Origin of the sequence: Quadrisphaera granulorum (genome assembly GCF_003149145.1) — a bacterium.
Lineage (GTDB): Bacteria > Actinomycetota > Actinomycetes > Actinomycetales > Quadrisphaeraceae > Quadrisphaera > Quadrisphaera granulorum.
On sequence record NZ_QGDQ01000023.1, the window covers coordinates 71537 to 87281 of the forward strand.

The following is a 15745-nucleotide window of genomic DNA, read 5'->3' on the forward strand; positions in this document are numbered from 1 at the left end:
GCATGGCCGTCTACGTGGTGACGTACTCCTACACGCCCGACACCGAGCGCCGGAGCGCCGTGCGCCCGGCGCACCGGGAGTGGCTCGGCACGCTGCCGAACCTCCTCGTCTCGGGCCCGACCGATGCCGACGGCGCGGTGCTCGTGCTGGAGGCAGCCTCGGCGGCCGAGGCCGACGCGACCTTCGATCAGGACCCGTTCGTCACCGACGGCGGCATCGTCGCGGAGCGCCGCACGGTCGGCTGGACCGTGGTGGGCGGCAGCCTCAAGGACGCCTTCCCCGCTTCCTGACCCCTCACCCCATCGGTGATCATGGACGCTGGCCACCCCGCCCGAGGGTGGCCAGCGCCCATGATCACGGTGGAAGGTGGGGGCCGTGCTCGTGGTGATCAGCGGACTGCCCGGTGTCGGCACGACGACGTCTGGGCCGGTCAGCCCCGTCACCGTCCTCGCCACCCATCCGTGACGGCGCGACGGCGGCGCGGGTCGACGAGGACGTCGACCGCGTCCACCCACTGCTCCACCGCGCCGACACCCGGAGGCAGCGCCCGCAGCAGCGGGTCGGTGATCGCCGCCCGCAGCGACTCCGCAGCATCCTCCGGCACACCGAGGTAGGGCCGGTCCCAGAACGGCTCGACGGCGTCGCGCGGCACCGGCAGACCGCGCTGGCGCTGCAGCTCGTGCAGCACGCGGAGGGCGTCGGCGAGCCCGGCCTCGCGCTCGCGCCAGCCGTCCGCGGCCAGCGAGCGACGCAGTCCGGACACCGCCGACCCGGCCCGCGGGAGCCGGGCGAACAGCACGCCCGCCCACTTCGGGTACGGGGCCCACTGCTGCTCGAGCACGTACCCGAGGTGCACGATCACGCGCGCGAGCCGGGCGGCGATGATCCGCGACCCGTCGTCGTCGCCGGCGTCCGCGGTGCGCCCGACCAGCGGCAGCTCCTGGGACAGGCGCCCCCAGGCGGCGGCGACCACGGCCAGCTCGACCTCCGGCGGGTAGTGGGCCAGTCGCCGCCGCACCTCGGCGAGGGAGCGCGTCGAGTCGGTGAACACAGGCCCCGCTACGACCTCCAGCACCGACTGGCCGGTCAGCGACAGCCAGTCGAGCGCGTCCCAGGGCGCCAGGGGGTCGAGGCCGAGGCGCGAGCGGGCGAACCCGCGCACGGAGGCCACCTCCACGCGGTGGTGCTCGCGCCGGTCCCACGTGACGGCGAACCTCACCGGCAGTCCGTTCCACCCCTGCGGGAGTGCGGCCTGCAGGTGTGCGTCGACCTCCGCGACGAGGCGCTCGCCGTCGTCGTCCCCGTCGCCGTCCGCGGCCGGGCCAAGCAGGAGGGTGAGCCGCAGGCCCCAGTCGTGGTCGCGGGAGGTGGCGTCGTCGAGCCCGAGGACGTCGGAGCCGCTGCCGAGACGCGCAGCCGCACAGCGGAGCCCCGGCCACCGCTGGGCGACGACCGGGGCGACCACGTGCCGCCAGTACGCGTGGGCGAGGTCGGCGCCGGTCAGGTGCACAGCGCCGACGCTAGCCAGACCCGCAACCGTGTTCCGGACTCCCATGATCAGGGCGGAAAGTGCTCGGGAAGTCCATGATCACCCCCGGGGGGGGGTGGGGGTCAGTCGTCCTCGGCGGGCAGGGTCCAGGCGAGGTGCCAGGTGGACAGCAGCCAGGTGGCGAACCAGAGCACGAAGCCGACCGAGTACGCCTGCGTCGGCACGGGGGCGTGCAGCGCGACGGCCACGGCCCCCACCACCGCGACCAGCCCCAGCACCACCCGCACCGCGTGGACGGCGGCGGACGAGCGGTCGCGCATGGTGCGCTGCACCTCGTCGAGCGTGGACTCGCGGCGGTCGAAGACGCCGCGCACCCCGAGGTTCACCACCGCATGCAGCGGGATGAAGGCGAGGAATCCCGCCGTCCAGACGACGACCGACGTGACCAGCGGCAGGGCCCCGAAGGCCGCGAGCAGCGCCACAGCCGTCAGGGCGGTCAGCAGCAGGGCCTCGGCCACCACGCCCACGCGGCGGGTGGAGGTGCGACGGGTCCAGGCGTAGCGCTCGTCGTCGAAGGTCGCGTTCAGGCCGGCGGTGCGGGAGCTGGAGCGGGTGCGGGTCGCGGCGTTCATCGGACTGTCCTTCCGTAGAGCTCGGCGCTGAGGGGCGGGAGGGGGTCGAGGCTGAACACGGCTTCGACCGGGAGGTCGAAGTACCGGGCGATGCGCAGGGCGAGGGCCAGCGACGGGCTGTACTCGCCGCGCTCGAGGTACCCGATGGTCTGCGGGTGCACGCCGACGGCCTCGGCGAGCTCCTTGCGGCTGGTGCGCCGCTCGGCCCGCAGCACGGCGATGCGGTCGTGCACAGCATCTTCACTGCTGCGCGGCGTCCTTCCCATACCTCTATTCGTAGCATTACTACTACGGTTTGCTCAAGAGATGCGGCCCTGCACCCACAGGAGGAGGACGACTACGACGACCACAGCGCCGCCCGTCCACAGGGACGCGTGATGGCGCTGCGCCGGACGGGACCGTCGTGACAGGCTCGCCCCGTGTCCCGGACTTCCCCCCGGGGGGCATCCCGCCCTGTCCGGTCGCGCGTCGGCGTCGTCGTCGCGGCGGTCGTGCTCGTCGTGCTCCTCGTACTCATCGCCCGTTCCGCCGGCGGCCTCGGCAACCTGCTCGACGTCGCCCTCGGCCCCGAGCAGCGCAGCTCCGAGCAGGCCCCGGCAGGTTCCGCACGGGCCGCGCTGGACGGGCTCCCCATCAAGGGCAAGGCACCGAAGACCGGGTACTCGCGCGAGCAGTTCGGGCAGGCGTGGCAGGACGTCGATGCCAACGGCTGCGACACCCGTGACGACGTGCTGGCCCGCGACATGACCGACGTCGTCTACAGCCGCACCGACCCGTGCCAGGTGTCGAGCGGCGTGCTGGTCGATCCGTACACACCGAAGGAGATCCGCTTCCAGCGCGGACCTCGAAGCGCCGAGGTGCAGATCGACCACCTCGTAGCGCTGTCGGACGCATGGCAGACCGGCGCGCAGCAGTGGACCCCGGAGCAGCGTGAGCAGTTCGCCAACGACCCGCTGAACCTGCTCGCCGTCGACGGGCCCCTGAACTCAGCGAAGGGCGACGGCGACGCCGCCACCTGGCTGCCCCCGAACAAGGGGTTCCGCTGCCAGTACGTGGCGCGGCAGATCGCCGTGAAGGCGAAGTACGGCGCCTGGGTCACGCAGGCCGAGCGCGACGCCATGGCTGACGTCCTCGACACCTGCCCCGACCAGCCACTGCCTCGCGACGACGGCGGCGTCGGCCCGCAGCCGGGCGCCTCCGGCGTGCCGTCGGCGCGAGGGCCGTTCGAGAGCTGCGCGGACGCGAAGGCAGCCGGGGCTACACCCCTGCGCAGCGGCGACCCGGGCTGGAACCCGCGCCTGGACCGCGACGGCAACGGTGTCGCCTGCACCTGACATGACGTGGCGTGACACGCAGCAGCGGCGAGGATAGGGCGGTGATCCGCAACGTGGTGGTCGGCAAGCTCCGTGACGGCGTGGCACTGGAGGACGTGCAGCCGGGCCTCGATGCCATTGCCGCGCTCGAATCCCCAGGGCGCCTGGCCTGCAGGGTCGGCACCGACCTGCGACTGCGAGAGCAACCGTGGGACTTCGCCATCACCAACGACTGGGCCGACGAGGTCAGCTATCGCGCGTACGACCTCGACGAGGAGTACAACCGCATCCGTCGCGAGATGTTCGCTCCGCTGTGCGAGCAGATCGTGCGGGTGCAGTTCGAGGTCCCCTGACCCAGCCCCGGTGTGGCGCGGACGCGCATGATCGTGGCGGAGGGGGGCTCAGTCGAGGGCCTTGCCCGCCGGGGGCTTGGTGACGAGGTAGGTGCGACCGGTGGCATCGCGGTGCATCTCGAACTCGCCCCGCACACCGGACAGGCGATGCTCGGCGCGGGCAGCCTGGGTGCCTGCCTGCTGCTTGTCGACCTGGGCGCCGCCGTACACGGCCTTGAGGTTCTGCTCCACCGATCCCAGCGCGCGATCGAGGCGACCGGCCAGCCTTCGCAGCAACGACACGACGCCATCCCTCTCATGCAGATCAATTGTGTGCAATCGGATTGTACGCCGTGGAGCAATAGGCTGTCATCGTGACCGCCGCCACGCCCGACACCGAGCCAGACCTCCTGGCCCTCGACCAGCAGGTCTGCTTCGCCCTGGCGGTGGCAGCCCGCAGCGTCATCGCGCTCTACCGACCGGTGCTCGAACCGCTGGGCCTCACGCACCCGCAGTACCTCGTGATGCTGGCGCTGTGGCAGCACCGCCGCCTCACGGTGAAGGAGCTCGGCGGCCTGCTCCAGCTCGACTCGGGCACGCTCTCGCCGCTGCTCAAGCGCCTGGTCAGCGTGGGCCTGGTCACCAAGGCCCGCGACGGGAGGGACGAGCGCGTCGTCGTCGTCGAACTCACCGAAACCGGCAGTGCCCTGCGCCAGCAGGCGCTGGCCGTGCCGCGCGCGGTCATGGCTCGCCTGCGGATGGACGTCGGCGACCTCGTGGCGCTGCGCGACTCCCTCACGTCCGTCATCGCCGCGGCGACGACGGCGGGGCCTCCCCCGGCGGAGCAGTCTCAAACGTGACGGCGGGGATCTGTGGCGATCGCCACGATCCTTGAAAGTTGGAACACATCGGAGAGGCGCTTGGGTTGATCCGGGACATGGACCTCTTCACCCCCGCCGTCTTCGGCGACCTCAAGCTGTCCAACCGCATCGTCATGGCACCGCTGACCCGCCTGCGCTCGGGCGAGGAGGGCGTACCCGGTGAGCTGGTTGCCGAGATGTACGCGCAGCGCGCGAGCCTCGGCCTCCTCGTCTCCGAGGGCACCTACCCGTCACTCGAGGGTCGCGGCTACCCCGGCCAGCCGGGCATCGTCACCGACGAGCAGCAGGAGGCGTGGGGCCGTGTCGCCGAGGCCGTCCACGACGCCGGCGGCACCATCGTCATGCAGGTCATGCACGCCGGCCGCGTCTCGCACGCCGACATCACCGGAACCGGGCGGACTGTCGCGCCGAGCGCCGTCGCCATCGACGGTGATGTTCACGTGCCCAGCGGCAAGAAGCGGTACGACACCCCGCACGCGCTGACCCTCGACGAGCTCGAGGAGGTGCGCGAGCAGTTCGTCGCCGCCTCGAAGCGCGCCGTCGCCGCCGGGCTGGACGGCGTGGAGATCCACGGCGCCAACGGCTACCTGCTCCACGAGTTCCTCTCCCCCGTCTCGAACACCCGCACCGACCTCTACGGCGGCACGCCCGAGGCTCGCGCGCGCTTCGTGGTGGAGACCGTCCGCGCCGTGGCCGAAGCCGTCGGCGCGGGCCGCACGGGCCTGCGCATCAGCCCCGCCCACAACATCCAGGACGTCTGGGAGAAGGACGCCGACGACGTCGCCGCCACCTACGCCGCGCTCGCCGGCGGGCTCGCCGACCTCGACCTGGCGTACCTGTCCGTGCTGCACGCCGACCTCGGCGGTGCGCTCGTGCAGGACATCCGCCGTCGCGTGGGCGCTCCGCTCATCGCCAACAACGGCTTCGGCGCGCCGAGCACGCGCGAGCTCGCGCAGCAGCTCGTGGCCGACGGGATCGCGGACGCCGTCGCGGTGGGCCGTCCGGTCATCGCCAACCCGGACCTGGCCGAGCGTTGGCGCATCGGCGCCGACGAGAACGAGCCCGACGGCTCGACGTTCTACGGTGGCGGCGCGAAGGGCTACACGGACTACCCGCGCCTCGCCCTCTGACAACCCCGTCCGTGATCATGGGCAGTTGGCCACCGAGGTGGCCGACTGCCCATGATCACGCTTAGGGGTGGTGGCGGAACCAGCCACCGCTTGAGCGGTACTGCTGAGCCGTCTGGACCACCTGGACGCCTGGCTCGTAGCTGCCGTCGTAGCTCACGGTCCCTTCTCCGTCGGGCTCGTCGGACTGGTCGGCGGGGACGCCGAGCAGCGCGCGCGTCAGCGCCTGGCTGGAGTCGAGCAGGTCGTCGAGGGCGTGCCGCAGGTGCTCCCCGGTGACCTCGCGGACCGCCTCGCCGGACTGCGTGGCGTCGTCGTCCTGAGCCATCGCCGCCTCGAGCACGGCGCGGCGCACGAGCTCCTTGACGAACGACGCCGTCACGCCCTCCGAGCGCGCCACGACCTCGTCGACCACCTCGTCGCTGGCCGTCAGCGGCACCGCCCGTGAGTACAGCCGCAGGAGACGACGGCGAGCGTCGGCGTCCGGCAGGCCGATCTCCAGCGCCACGTCCACGCGTCCGGGGCGGGCCGCGAGCGCCCGCTCGAGAGCCTCGGCGCGATTGGTGGTGAGGAGGAAGAGCAGGTCGGCGTCGGCGGCTGCGCCGTCCATCGCGTCGAGCAGCTCGAAGAGCACAGGGCTCATGCCGTGGCCGTAGGAGCGGTCTTCGGCGACCAGGTCGACGTCTTCGAGGACGACGACGGCGGGCTGCAGCTCGCGCGCCATCGCCGCGACCGCGCCGATGAGGTGGAGAGAGCGGCCGGAGAGCAGCAACGCGGTGGTATCGGGCAGGTGCGTGACGACGTACCGGGTGGTGTGGGTCTTGCCCGTGCCGGGCGGGCCGTAGAGCAGCAGACCGCGCTTGAGGTGCTGGCCGCTGGCGCGCAGCACCTCCCGGCGGGCCGCGACGGCGAGGGTGTGCCGCTCGACGCGGGCGAGCACGCTCTCGGGGAGGACGACGTCGTCCCGTTCGGTGCGGGGCAGGTCGGGGAAGCGGACGGTCATGCTGCCGTGGTCGGTGCTGCCGATCTCCAGAACCTGGCCGCGGTAGACGTTCTTCGCGGAGCGCAGCGCCTCGAGTTCACCGAGCAGCTCCTGCGCGTGCGCGGTCTCGAGACCCGCGACCTCCACGGTGAGCCCGCTGTGGCCGTGCTGGTCGGCGGGACCGCGGACGTGGAGCACGTGACGCCCGCGGTGGTCCTCGACGAGGAGCAGCACGGCTCGCCACACCGCCGTGGTGCTGGTGGGCCCGGAGGGCAGGTCGTCGACGGGCGGCTTGGTGACGCGCAGCGGCGGCAGGTGCGAGCCCTGCAGCATCTGCGCGACGTCGACGGTGCCGAAGTGCGGCGGGATCGTGTAGCCGACCACCTCGACGGACCGACCGTGCTCCGCGCTCCACGCGTCCAGCGCCAGCTGGAGGTTGACGCGGTCGAACACGGCGAACTCGCGGCTGAGGACGCCGGCGTCGACGGCGCCCTCCCCGAGATGGTCACGGATCTTCGTCACGAGCGGCGGGATCCGCTCGGCGGTGGTCTCCTGCGCCCACTCGAGCAGGCCGGTGACGGCCCGCGCCAGGGCGAGCCGGTCGTCGTCGGGGGTGCGGGGCGAGGGGGTATCCGTCACCGGTGCATCGTTGCTGCGTAGGTCACCGCGGCGCGTCATCCCTCAGCCGGACGCTGGTCGCTCCAGACCCGTCCCACCAGCGCAACAGCCGCAGCGCGTGGAACGTCATCCACCGCGACGGCTCGCCGACCCCGCCGTCGACGTCGAACCACACGCGGCCCTCGTGGCGGAGCTCCTGGTGCCACGTGCCGTCGTCGTCGCGAGCCTCTCGAACGAGGGCCACGGCCTTGGCGAGGCGCGGGTCGGGGGTGAGCCCGTCATGGAGTGCCGCGGAGCGGAAGTGGTCGGCGGCGCGCAGCGCGCTGTACACCCAGCGGTAGGGGTAGGCGAAGTGCGTTGCCCACGGCGCGTGACTTTCGCCGGTGCTGAGGCGCTGCAGGAGGTGGCGTTGCAGCAGGTACTCCTCGCCGCGGTGCCGCGCTGCGCGCAGCACACCAGTGCCGCGTGTGCCGCCGGTGCGCTGCTCGTGGTCGAGCAGGCCGATGACAGCGTTGATCGTGGAGTGGAAGGAGCTGCGAGTCGAGCCGTTCACCCACTCGCAGTTCCACCCGCCGTCGTCGAGCTGGTGGGAAGGGAACCACGCCGCGATGGCCGATACGTCAGCACCGAGCCACGCCCCGTTGGCGAGGGTGAAGGCGTTGATGCAGACGTCGACCTCGCCGCCCCAGTACGGCAGGTCCTCGTACTCCCAGCGCACGGCGGCGAGCAGCTCTGCCGTACGCGGCCGCAGCGCCGAGGCGGGCACGCCCCACTCCCGCAGCTGGTTCAGCGACCACGTGGTGGCGGTGTACGGCTGGCCAGGCTCATCGGGGAACGTGCCCTCGCGAACCTCCCTCGGGAAGTACGCGCCGCCCGCCCACTGGCCGTCGTCGCCCTGGAGGGCCAGCAGCCGCGCACCGAAACCTTCGGTGGCCGTGCCCGCTCGGGTCGCCTCCCAGACGGCCGGAGGCTCGTGCGCCAAATCTCGCTGCACCTGCCAGCGCAGCGCGGGATCGGAGTCGAGCAGCCACGCGAGCACCTCGTCATCGGTCACGCCCACGGACGCTAGACCCGTCCGCCGACACCGCGATTCTGGCGCTGACGTCCTTGATCGTGCGCGGGGGCGGCGCCGGCCATTGACACGAGCTGGGTTCCCTGGTTAGTTACTCGACTAATGAACCAAGGAGGTCGCGTGATCGACGACGGCCGACCGATCTTCCAGCAGATCGCCGACCAGCTCGCCGACGGCATCGCCGCCGGCGCCTACCCGGAGGGCACCCAGGTGCCCTCCACCACCGAGCTCGCCGCGTTCCACCGCATCAACCCAGCGACCGTCGGCAAGGGCGTGAACCTGCTCGTCGAGCGGGGTCTGCTCCACAAGCGCCGCGGGCTGGGGATGTTCGTCAGCGACGGCGCGCGCGACGCGCTCCTCGCCGACCGCACCGCCCGCTTCTCCGATGCCTTCGTCGCGCCGCTGCTCGAGGAGGCCCGCGCCCTCGGTCTGGACCTCGGCGAAGTGCACCGCCTCGTCGACGAACGCGCTGACCAGCGCATGCGAAGGGATCCGGCCCAGCACGAACCGCCGCAGCAGCGCCACCCTGGACCCGACCGCGAGAGGACTCCCCTGTGAGCACCGGCCACGCCGTCTCCACCGTCCACGCCGACAGCGCGCCGGCTGTCCGGCTCGACCGCGTCGGCCGGGCCTTCCGGCAGACCCACGCCCTCGACGACGTCACGCTCGAGGTCCCCCACGGCACGGTGTGCGGCCTGCTCGGCCGCAACGGCGCCGGCAAGACGACGCTGATGTCGCTGCTCGCCGGCCACGATCGGCCGACCAGCGGCCGCGTCGAGGTGTTCGGGCACGACCCCTTCACCCACGCGCCCACCACCAGCGCTGTGAGCTTCGTCCGCGACGCCCAGCGCTACCCCGACGACTTCCGCCTGCGCCACGTGCTCGCGGTCGCCCCACGCTTCCACCCGCAGTGGAGTCACGAGCGCGCCGCGGAGCTGGTCGACGCGTTCAGGTTGCCGGCCCGCACGGACGTCAAGAAGTTCTCCCGGGGCCAGCTGTCGGCGCTGGGCATCGTGCTGGGGCTGTCCTCACGGGCGCCGCTGACCGTGTTCGACGAGCCGTACCTCGGCTTGGACGCCAGCGCCCGCCGGATCTTCTACGCCCAGCTCGTCGAAGACCTCGCCGAGCACCCGCGCACCGTGGTCGTCTCGACGCACCTCATCGACGAGATGGAAGCGCTGCTCGAGCACGTCGTGGTGCTCGAAGGCGGCCGCGTGGTGCGCGACTGCAGCCTCGACGAGGCGCGCAGCGCCGCCTACACCGTCAGCGGGCCCGCCGTCGTCGTCGCCGACCTCGTCCACGGGCTACCGGTGCTCGCCAGCAGTCGCCTGGGCGGGCTGCGGTCGGTGACGGTCGAGGCGACGCTGACGCCGGAAGCCGCGGCGGCCGCGCGGGCGGCCGGCGCTCAGGTCGAGCCGGCGAGCCTGCAGGACGTCGTCGCAGCCCACGGTGCTGGACCCTCCACCGGACACACCACCGAACAGCACCTCGAGACGGCAGGAGCCCGATCATGACGACGACGACGGCGCCCGCGTTCGCCCCTGAGGCAAGCACCGCCCCAGCAGCCGTGAGGGCTCCCAGCCCGCTCGACGTGGTGGCACTGCAGACCACCAAGCGGTTCATGACGTTCGCCGTGCCGCTGGTGACGCTGGGGCTGGTGCTCCTCGTCTCCGGGGTGATCGCGGCGTTCTTCTACCAGATGGGGTCCCGACCGGGTACCGACGAGTGGATCAGCAACAGCCGCAACAACCCCGGCGTGCTGTGGGCGCTGCCCGGCTTCCTCGGGTACTACGGCGTGCAGTCGGTGGCCACCACCTTCCCCTTCGCGCTGGCGCTGGGCACCAGCCGGCGCGCCTTCACCACCGGCACGCTCGCGTTCCACGGACTGCTGTCGGCGTACATCGCCGTCGTCGGGCTGGTGCTCCTGGGCGTGGAGCGCCTCACTGGGCAGTGGTTCGTGGGGCTGTACCTCATGGACGTCGTGGTGCTCGGCGGCGGCGACCCGCTGCGGCTGGTCGGGATCCTGTTCTTCGGCAGCCTGACGATGCTCTCGCTGGGCGCGCTGTTCGCGGCGGCGTGGGTGCGCTTCGGCCCGCGCGGGCCGGTCGTGCTCGGCATCACGAGTGCGGCACTGCTCGCCGCGGTGGCGCTGCTGCTCGCGCCGCACCTGGGCGCCGTCGCAGATGCGTTCCAGCTGTGGTGGCTTGCCGCGACGGCGGCAGGAATCATCGCGGTGGCGTGCGTCGGGGAGCTCGCGCTACTGCGGCGGGCGTCAGTGCGCTGACCTCGGCGGGGGCACGGGCGCAGCTGCCGTCGTCGTCGGCGTCCGCCCAGGTGCGGCCGACGTGCACGTCCAGGGGGAAGGTGATCGGGAACTCGCCGTAGAGCAGGCGCCCCGCGCGCTCCGCCGCGGCGCGCACGGCTGCCGCCACCTCGTCGGCCAGCTCCGCCGGAGTATGGACGAGCACTTCGTCGTGGAGGAACAGCACGAGGTGTGGCCGGCGCTCGACGGGCTGTTCGACGGGGCCGGAGTCGCCGAGGCGCCACAGCTCCTCGCGCAGCAGCGCGACCCAGCTGGCCGCCCACTCGGCCGCCGACCCCTGCACCACGAAGTTGCGGGTGAACCGCCCCCAGGAGCGGCGCTCCCGCAGCTCCTGATCGGTGGCGGGAACGTCGGGCGCCTGCTGCGTCCACGACCCGTCCGGCCGCGGCGAGCCGCGCCCCAGCCACGTGCTCACCACCTCACCCCGCTCCCCCGCGGCGGCAGCCAGCTCGAGGTGCTCGACCGCGCGCGGGTAGCGCCGCGCGAGGTGCTCGACCATGCGCCCACCGCTGCCGGCGGTGGCCCCGTACATCGCGCCGAGCACGGCGAGCTTGGCGTCGGCGCGGGTCGCGACAGCGCCACTGTCCACCAGGCCCTGGTACAGGTCGCCGCCCGCGGCGGCGCGAGCCAGGTCGACGTCGCCGCTGACCGCAGCCAACACGCGCGGCTCGAGCTGGGCGACGTCGGCGATCACCAGCCGCCAGCCGTCGTCAGCCACCACCGCCGGGCGCAGCACCGCCGGCACGGACAGCGCGCCACCGCCCTGCGCGGCCCAGCGCCCGCTGACCACGCCGCCGGGCAGGTGGTCGGGGCGGAAGCGGCCGTCACGCACCCACTCGGTCAGCCAGCGCCAGCCGTTCGCGGCGTGGAGGCGGGAGAGGCGGCGGTGCTCGAGCAGCAGGGGCACGGCTGGGTGGGCGAGCTGGGACAGCGTGCCCGAGCGGGTGTCGGGCGGCTCCAGGCCCACGCGACGCAGGGCGCGCAGCAGGTCGGCGGGGCTGTCGGGGTTGAGTGACGGCGCCCCTAGCGCTGCACGGGCGTCGGCGAGCAGCGCGGCCAACACGGCCGGCGGCTGCCCCGCGGGCGGCTGCGGTCCGAGCTCCGCCGCGAGCAGCGCCTCATGCGCGTCGGCGCGCCACGGCAGCCCGGCGTGCGTCATCTCGGCAGCGACGAGCGCGCCGGCGCTCTCGGCCGCCGTGAGCAGGCGCAACCGGCCGGGAGGTGACGCGGCGGCCAGCGCCGCCTGCTGCCGGTCGTGCTCCGCGTCGACGTCGAGCAGCAGCGCGCGGGGTTGCAGGTCGAAGAGCCCCTCGGGCGCCTCCTCCGCCCGCGAGGCACCGCCGCCGCTGAGGGGCTGCAGCTCGTCCCACGCCGTCGTCTCGGGACCGGCGAACAGCCCCTGGTCTACGCCTGGGGCTCGCCGAAGCACCCGGTGCACGAGCCGCAGGTCAGTGCACCGCTGCACCCGCACCCCGGCGGCGAGCAGCTGGGGGTACCAGCGGGTGGTGTCGTCCCACACCCAGCGCGGCCCGGCGCCCGCCCCCTCCACATCGGCCACGAAACGGGGCAGCTGCGCCTCGGGCAGCTGCACCATCTCGCCGTCATCGAGCCGGGCGACGACGGCGCCGGGTACTCGCCGCTGCAGCAGCACCTGACGCGGACCCGACACCCGGTCAGTCTGGATGCCGGGTCCGACAGGCCGAGCGCGGCCCGTCGTCGTCCTGCTCGATCAGAGCCTGAAGGCGGCGACCAGGTCGTCCAGCTCTCGGGACATCCGCGCCAGCTCCAGAGCCGCCACCTGCGACTCCTTCACGCTCGCGGTGGTGTCGCGGGCTCCGACAGCCACCCGTTCGATGGTGCCGGCGATGTCGTCGGTGCCCCCGGCAGCCTGCGCCGCGCCGCGCGTCATCTCCTGGGTGACCACCGACTGCTCCTCCACCGCCGAGGCGATGGTGGTCTGGAAGTCGCTGATGGTGGCGATGACCTCGGAGATGCGTGTGATGGCCTCGACGGCGCTGCTCGTGTCGCCCTGGATCGCCTCGACCCGCCGGGCGATGTCCTCGGTGGCCCGGGCGGTGCCCTGCGCCAGCTCCTTCACCTCCGTGGCGACCACGGCAAACCCCTTGCCGGCCTCACCGGCCCGGGCCGCCTCGATGGTCGCGTTGAGCGCGAGGAGGTTGGTCTGCTCGGCGATGGAGGTGATGACCTTGACCACGGCACCGATCTCCGCGGAGGAACGTCCGAGCCTGCCCACCGCCGCCGACGACGACGCGGCCAGGTCCACGGCCTCTCCCGCCACGCGCGCGGCGTCCTGGGCGCTGGTGCTGATCTCCAGGATCGACGCCCCCATCTGCTCGCTGCCCGTGGAGACGCTGGCGACCTCGCGCGCCACCCCGGCGGCGCTGTCGGTGAGCTGGACCGCCTGGCCGGTGGTGGCCTCCGCGGACTCGGCGATGGCCTCCGAGGTGGAGGTGAGCTGCGCCGACGCGGTCGCGAGGGACTGCGCGGAACTGCGGACCTGCGCCATGCTCGCGCGCAGCGCGGCGGTGGCGCGGTTGAGCGAGGCGGCCATCAGCGCGGTCTCGTCGGTGGTCCGCACCGTGACGGTGCGGGTGAGGTCGCCCTCGGCGAGTGCCCCCAGCGCGGCGGTGACCTCCCGCACCGGACGCGTGATCTTGCGGATGACCAGCACGCCGCCGACGGCCATCAGCACGAGCAGGAGCACTCCGCCGCCGAGCTGCAACCCCTCGGCGATGACCGCGGACCTGTCGCTGTGGCGGTCGCGCTCCGCCAGGAGGGACTCCTCCTCGGCAGCGACGTCGCCCAACAGCTGGGCGATCTGCCGGCCGGACGCGGCGCCCGCGTCGGTCAGCACGATGGCCTGCGCGGCGGCGAAGCCGCCCTCGCCGCGGCGCGCGTCGATGGTCGACTGCATCTCCGCGACCTTGGCCTCCACGAGCGGCTCGAGCTGGCCCAGGCGCTCCTGCTGGTCGGCGTTGTCCGCGGTCAGGGCGCGCAGCACCGACAGGGCCTCGGTGATCTCCGCCGAGGCGGTGGAGAAGCCCGTGAGGTACTGGTCACGACCGGTGATGATGAAGCCCCGCTGGCTCGACTCGGCTGTCGCGAGCAGCTCGGAGGTGTGCTCCACGCCCTCCAGCACCCGGTGGGTGTGGTCGACCCTGTCGTTGGCGAGGCTCAGCTGGTGCTGGGTGGTCACCGCGCCGGTCACGAGCAGCGCGACCGCCAGTCCGACGGTCAGCAGCAGCGCGCCGAGAGTGCGTCCGATGGTCCACCGCTGAGGGGCGGTGGTCGGCTCGGCGTCGGTCATGGTGGTCGCTCCTCGCTCGTGCGGACCGCGTCGGTAGCGCGCGGCGACCACGTGCATCGGCCGTGCGCGAGCGACCTTGACCGAACGCTTCACAGGTGGTTCATCAAACGTCCCCGATCGAGTGAAACCGCGCGGTGCGCCCACCTGGCGAGCCCGCTCAGCAGGCCCGCGACGACGGCGAGCGCCACGAAAGCTGTCCCGGCTCTCGCGGGCGGGCAACTCGGTGCGGCCGGGCAGGCGCCTCGACGCGTCCCCTCCTGCCACCGGCACCAGGACCTAGCGCGTTTCTGGTGGCTGCCGTTCCTGAAGGCGACGCAGGCGCAGCCTGTCGACGAGCAGGTCGGCCTCGTCGAGCACGTCGCCAGCAGCCCAAGCGGCGCCGCGCTTCGAGGCGGTGATCGGCCGGAGCACCTCGGCCTCGACCAGTCGCTCGATGGCCACGTAGGCGCGGGCCGCCGAGGCGCCCGTGAGCCGAGCGACGTCGGTGGCGTCGACCACGGGATGCCCCGGCAGCAGGTTCAGCAGCTCGTCTGTCGCCGAACCTGAGCGCGGACGGACATGCTCTCGCCATCGCCCGGGCAACCCGAGCAATCGCTGTGCGGAGACCTCCGCCTCAGCGGCGGATCGAGTTGTCGCGTCCGCGGGGTAGCCGCAGAACGCGTGGGCATCGCCCGTGCGGTACAGGTTGACGAGACTGAAGTACTCCTCGCGGTCGGCGACGATGGCCGAGGCGATCGGCACCGCTATCCGCGCGGTGACCCCGCGGTAACGCCACACGGCGTTGACCAGCGATCGTCCGATGCGTCCGTTGCCATCGTTGAACGGGTGGATCGACTCGAAGTGCGCGTGTGCCACCGCTGCCTGCACCACGGGGTCGAGGTCGGTGCGGCGCATGAACGCCAGGAGGTCGTCCATGAGCTCGGGGACATGGGCCGGTGCCGGGGGAACGTGAACCGCACCCAGCGGCGATCTATCCGAGCCACTGATCCAGTTCTGGACGGTGCGGAGCCGGCCGGCGTCGTGACGCTCGTGAGGATCGTTGGCCATCAGGAGGCGGTGCGCCGCAAGGAGGTCGTCGAGCTCGACGCCGCGGGCAGCGCGTTCCACCAGCAGTCGCAGACCGACCACCGCCCCCATGACCGTTCGCGCTGATCGCGGGCCACTCAGCCCGTGCTGGACTCGAGCCAGCTGGTCGACGGTGGTCAGCTCGTCCTCGATGCGGGAGGACGCGATGGCCTCGGTCCGCAGCAGGAAGGGCTCGAGAACGGAGACCGCATCGGCCCAGCGGCGCTCCAGCACACCGATCTCCACCTGAGCGGCGCGGCAGGCCTCCAGGAGGCCCGCGGGGACGTCGAGGTCGAGCTCCGAGATCTTGGGGGGGATGCTCGCGGCGTACTCGGTGATCTCCGAGCGGCGACCATCCTGCCTGCGCCATGGCAGCACCTCAGTGCCGTGCGGGGGCACCCGAAGGCGCGCGGCCTGCGCGGCGGTCATGCGGTCTCCGCGGTCACTAAGCGAGAAGATGGATGTCCCTATTCTCGGTTGTTTCCCTAAGAGCGTCCGCCAGTAGGTGCGATCTTGGCGAGTGACCCGCTGGAGTTGCGAGCGGGCACGGGGCCCTCCACATCATGGAGTTGCTAACGCTCTG

17 protein-coding genes are annotated in these 15745 nt (G+C 72.7%); 8 read left to right on the top strand and 9 right to left on the bottom strand.

From position 1 onward, the window contains the following. The first annotated feature begins 2 nt into the window (after positions 1 to 2). Positions 3 to 290 carry a YciI family protein gene (locus BXY45_RS16755; RefSeq protein ID WP_109775683.1) on the top strand — a complete coding sequence of 96 codons (288 nt, stop codon included), beginning with the start codon at positions 3 to 5 and terminating at the stop codon, positions 288 to 290. 149 nt (positions 291 to 439) lie between these two features. Here the strand turns inward: BXY45_RS16755 and BXY45_RS16760 are convergent, their stop codons facing one another. From BXY45_RS16760 to BXY45_RS16770, 3 genes are all read right to left on the bottom strand, one after another. Next, positions 440 to 1510, bottom strand: coding sequence for a DUF4037 domain-containing protein (locus BXY45_RS16760; protein ID WP_211319670.1), 1071 nt, complete (start codon positions 1508 to 1510; stop codon positions 440 to 442). Positions 1511 to 1611: 101 nt separating this feature from the next. Beyond that, positions 1612 to 2121, bottom strand: coding sequence for a hypothetical protein (locus BXY45_RS16765; RefSeq protein WP_109775656.1), 510 nt, complete (start codon positions 2119 to 2121; stop codon positions 1612 to 1614). Then, positions 2118 to 2387: a helix-turn-helix domain-containing protein gene (locus BXY45_RS16770; RefSeq protein ID WP_109775657.1), complete on the bottom strand. Its 270-nt coding sequence runs from the start codon at positions 2385 to 2387 to the stop codon at positions 2118 to 2120. The genes BXY45_RS16765 and BXY45_RS16770 overlap by 4 nt, the downstream gene beginning before the upstream one ends. A gap of 249 nt (positions 2388 to 2636) precedes the next feature. Here BXY45_RS16770 and BXY45_RS16775 point away from each other — a divergent pair, with 249 nt between their 5' ends. Together BXY45_RS16775 and BXY45_RS16780 are read left to right on the top strand one after the other, a co-directional pair. Beyond that, positions 2637 to 3455: a GmrSD restriction endonuclease domain-containing protein gene (locus tag BXY45_RS16775; protein ID WP_425468336.1), complete on the top strand. Its 819-nt coding sequence runs from the start codon at positions 2637 to 2639 to the stop codon at positions 3453 to 3455. 41 nt (positions 3456 to 3496) lie between these two features. Next, positions 3497 to 3787: a Dabb family protein gene (locus BXY45_RS16780; protein ID WP_109775659.1), complete on the top strand. Its 291-nt coding sequence runs from the start codon at positions 3497 to 3499 to the stop codon at positions 3785 to 3787. Between the two features lie 48 nt (positions 3788 to 3835). On the opposite strand, the gene BXY45_RS16785 is transcribed toward BXY45_RS16780, so the two are convergent. Then, the gene (locus BXY45_RS16785; RefSeq protein WP_109775660.1) at positions 3836 to 4069 is read right to left on the bottom strand and encodes a hypothetical protein; all 234 of its coding nucleotides are present in this window, start codon (positions 4067 to 4069) and stop codon (positions 3836 to 3838) included. A gap of 68 nt (positions 4070 to 4137) precedes the next feature. Here BXY45_RS16785 and BXY45_RS16790 point away from each other — a divergent pair, with 68 nt between their 5' ends. Further along, entirely contained in the window at positions 4138 to 4626 is a 489-nt protein-coding gene (locus BXY45_RS16790) for a MarR family winged helix-turn-helix transcriptional regulator (RefSeq protein ID WP_425468337.1), read from the top strand. A gap of 77 nt (positions 4627 to 4703) precedes the next feature. Further along, positions 4704 to 5777, top strand: a complete 1074-nt coding sequence (locus BXY45_RS16795) for an alkene reductase (protein WP_109775662.1) — start codon at positions 4704 to 4706, stop codon at positions 5775 to 5777. 61 nt (positions 5778 to 5838) lie between these two features. On the opposite strand, the gene BXY45_RS16800 is transcribed toward BXY45_RS16795, so the two are convergent. After that, positions 5839 to 7395 (bottom strand): AAA family ATPase, encoded by a 1557-nt coding sequence (locus tag BXY45_RS16800; RefSeq protein ID WP_211319671.1) that lies wholly within the window; start codon positions 7393 to 7395, stop codon positions 5839 to 5841. 22 nt (positions 7396 to 7417) lie between these two features. Next, the gene (locus BXY45_RS16805) at positions 7418 to 8428 is read right to left on the bottom strand and encodes a hypothetical protein (protein WP_218566935.1); all 1011 of its coding nucleotides are present in this window, start codon (positions 8426 to 8428) and stop codon (positions 7418 to 7420) included. Between the two features lie 138 nt (positions 8429 to 8566). Here BXY45_RS16805 and BXY45_RS16810 point away from each other — a divergent pair, with 138 nt between their 5' ends. Genes BXY45_RS16810 through BXY45_RS16820 form a run of 3 tightly spaced genes read left to right on the top strand, consistent with a single transcriptional unit; the run spans position 8567 to position 10730 of the window. Next, a complete protein-coding gene (locus tag BXY45_RS16810) occupies positions 8567 to 9004 on the top strand; it encodes a GntR family transcriptional regulator (protein ID WP_211319672.1) in 438 nt (145 codons plus the stop codon). Further along, positions 9001 to 9960, top strand: a complete 960-nt coding sequence (locus BXY45_RS16815; protein ID WP_109775663.1) for an ABC transporter ATP-binding protein — start codon at positions 9001 to 9003, stop codon at positions 9958 to 9960. The genes BXY45_RS16810 and BXY45_RS16815 overlap by 4 nt, the downstream gene beginning before the upstream one ends. After that, the gene (locus BXY45_RS16820) at positions 9957 to 10730 is read left to right on the top strand and encodes a hypothetical protein (protein WP_211319673.1); all 774 of its coding nucleotides are present in this window, start codon (positions 9957 to 9959) and stop codon (positions 10728 to 10730) included. The genes BXY45_RS16815 and BXY45_RS16820 overlap by 4 nt, the downstream gene beginning before the upstream one ends. Here BXY45_RS16820 and BXY45_RS16825 read toward each other — a convergent pair. From BXY45_RS16825 to BXY45_RS16835, 3 genes are all read right to left on the bottom strand, one after another. Further along, the gene (locus BXY45_RS16825; protein ID WP_211319674.1) at positions 10672 to 12438 is read right to left on the bottom strand and encodes a bifunctional 3'-5' exonuclease/DNA polymerase; all 1767 of its coding nucleotides are present in this window, start codon (positions 12436 to 12438) and stop codon (positions 10672 to 10674) included. The genes BXY45_RS16820 and BXY45_RS16825 overlap by 59 nt on opposite strands. Before the next feature lie 60 nt (positions 12439 to 12498). Then, complete coding sequence (locus BXY45_RS16830; protein WP_170131568.1) at positions 12499 to 14097, bottom strand: methyl-accepting chemotaxis protein; 1599 nt, start codon at positions 14095 to 14097, stop codon at positions 12499 to 12501. A 276-nt stretch (positions 14098 to 14373) separates the two neighbouring features. Beyond that, the gene (locus BXY45_RS16835; protein ID WP_109775665.1) at positions 14374 to 15591 is read right to left on the bottom strand and encodes a Fic family protein; all 1218 of its coding nucleotides are present in this window, start codon (positions 15589 to 15591) and stop codon (positions 14374 to 14376) included. Between the last annotated feature and the right edge of the window lie 154 nt (positions 15592 to 15745).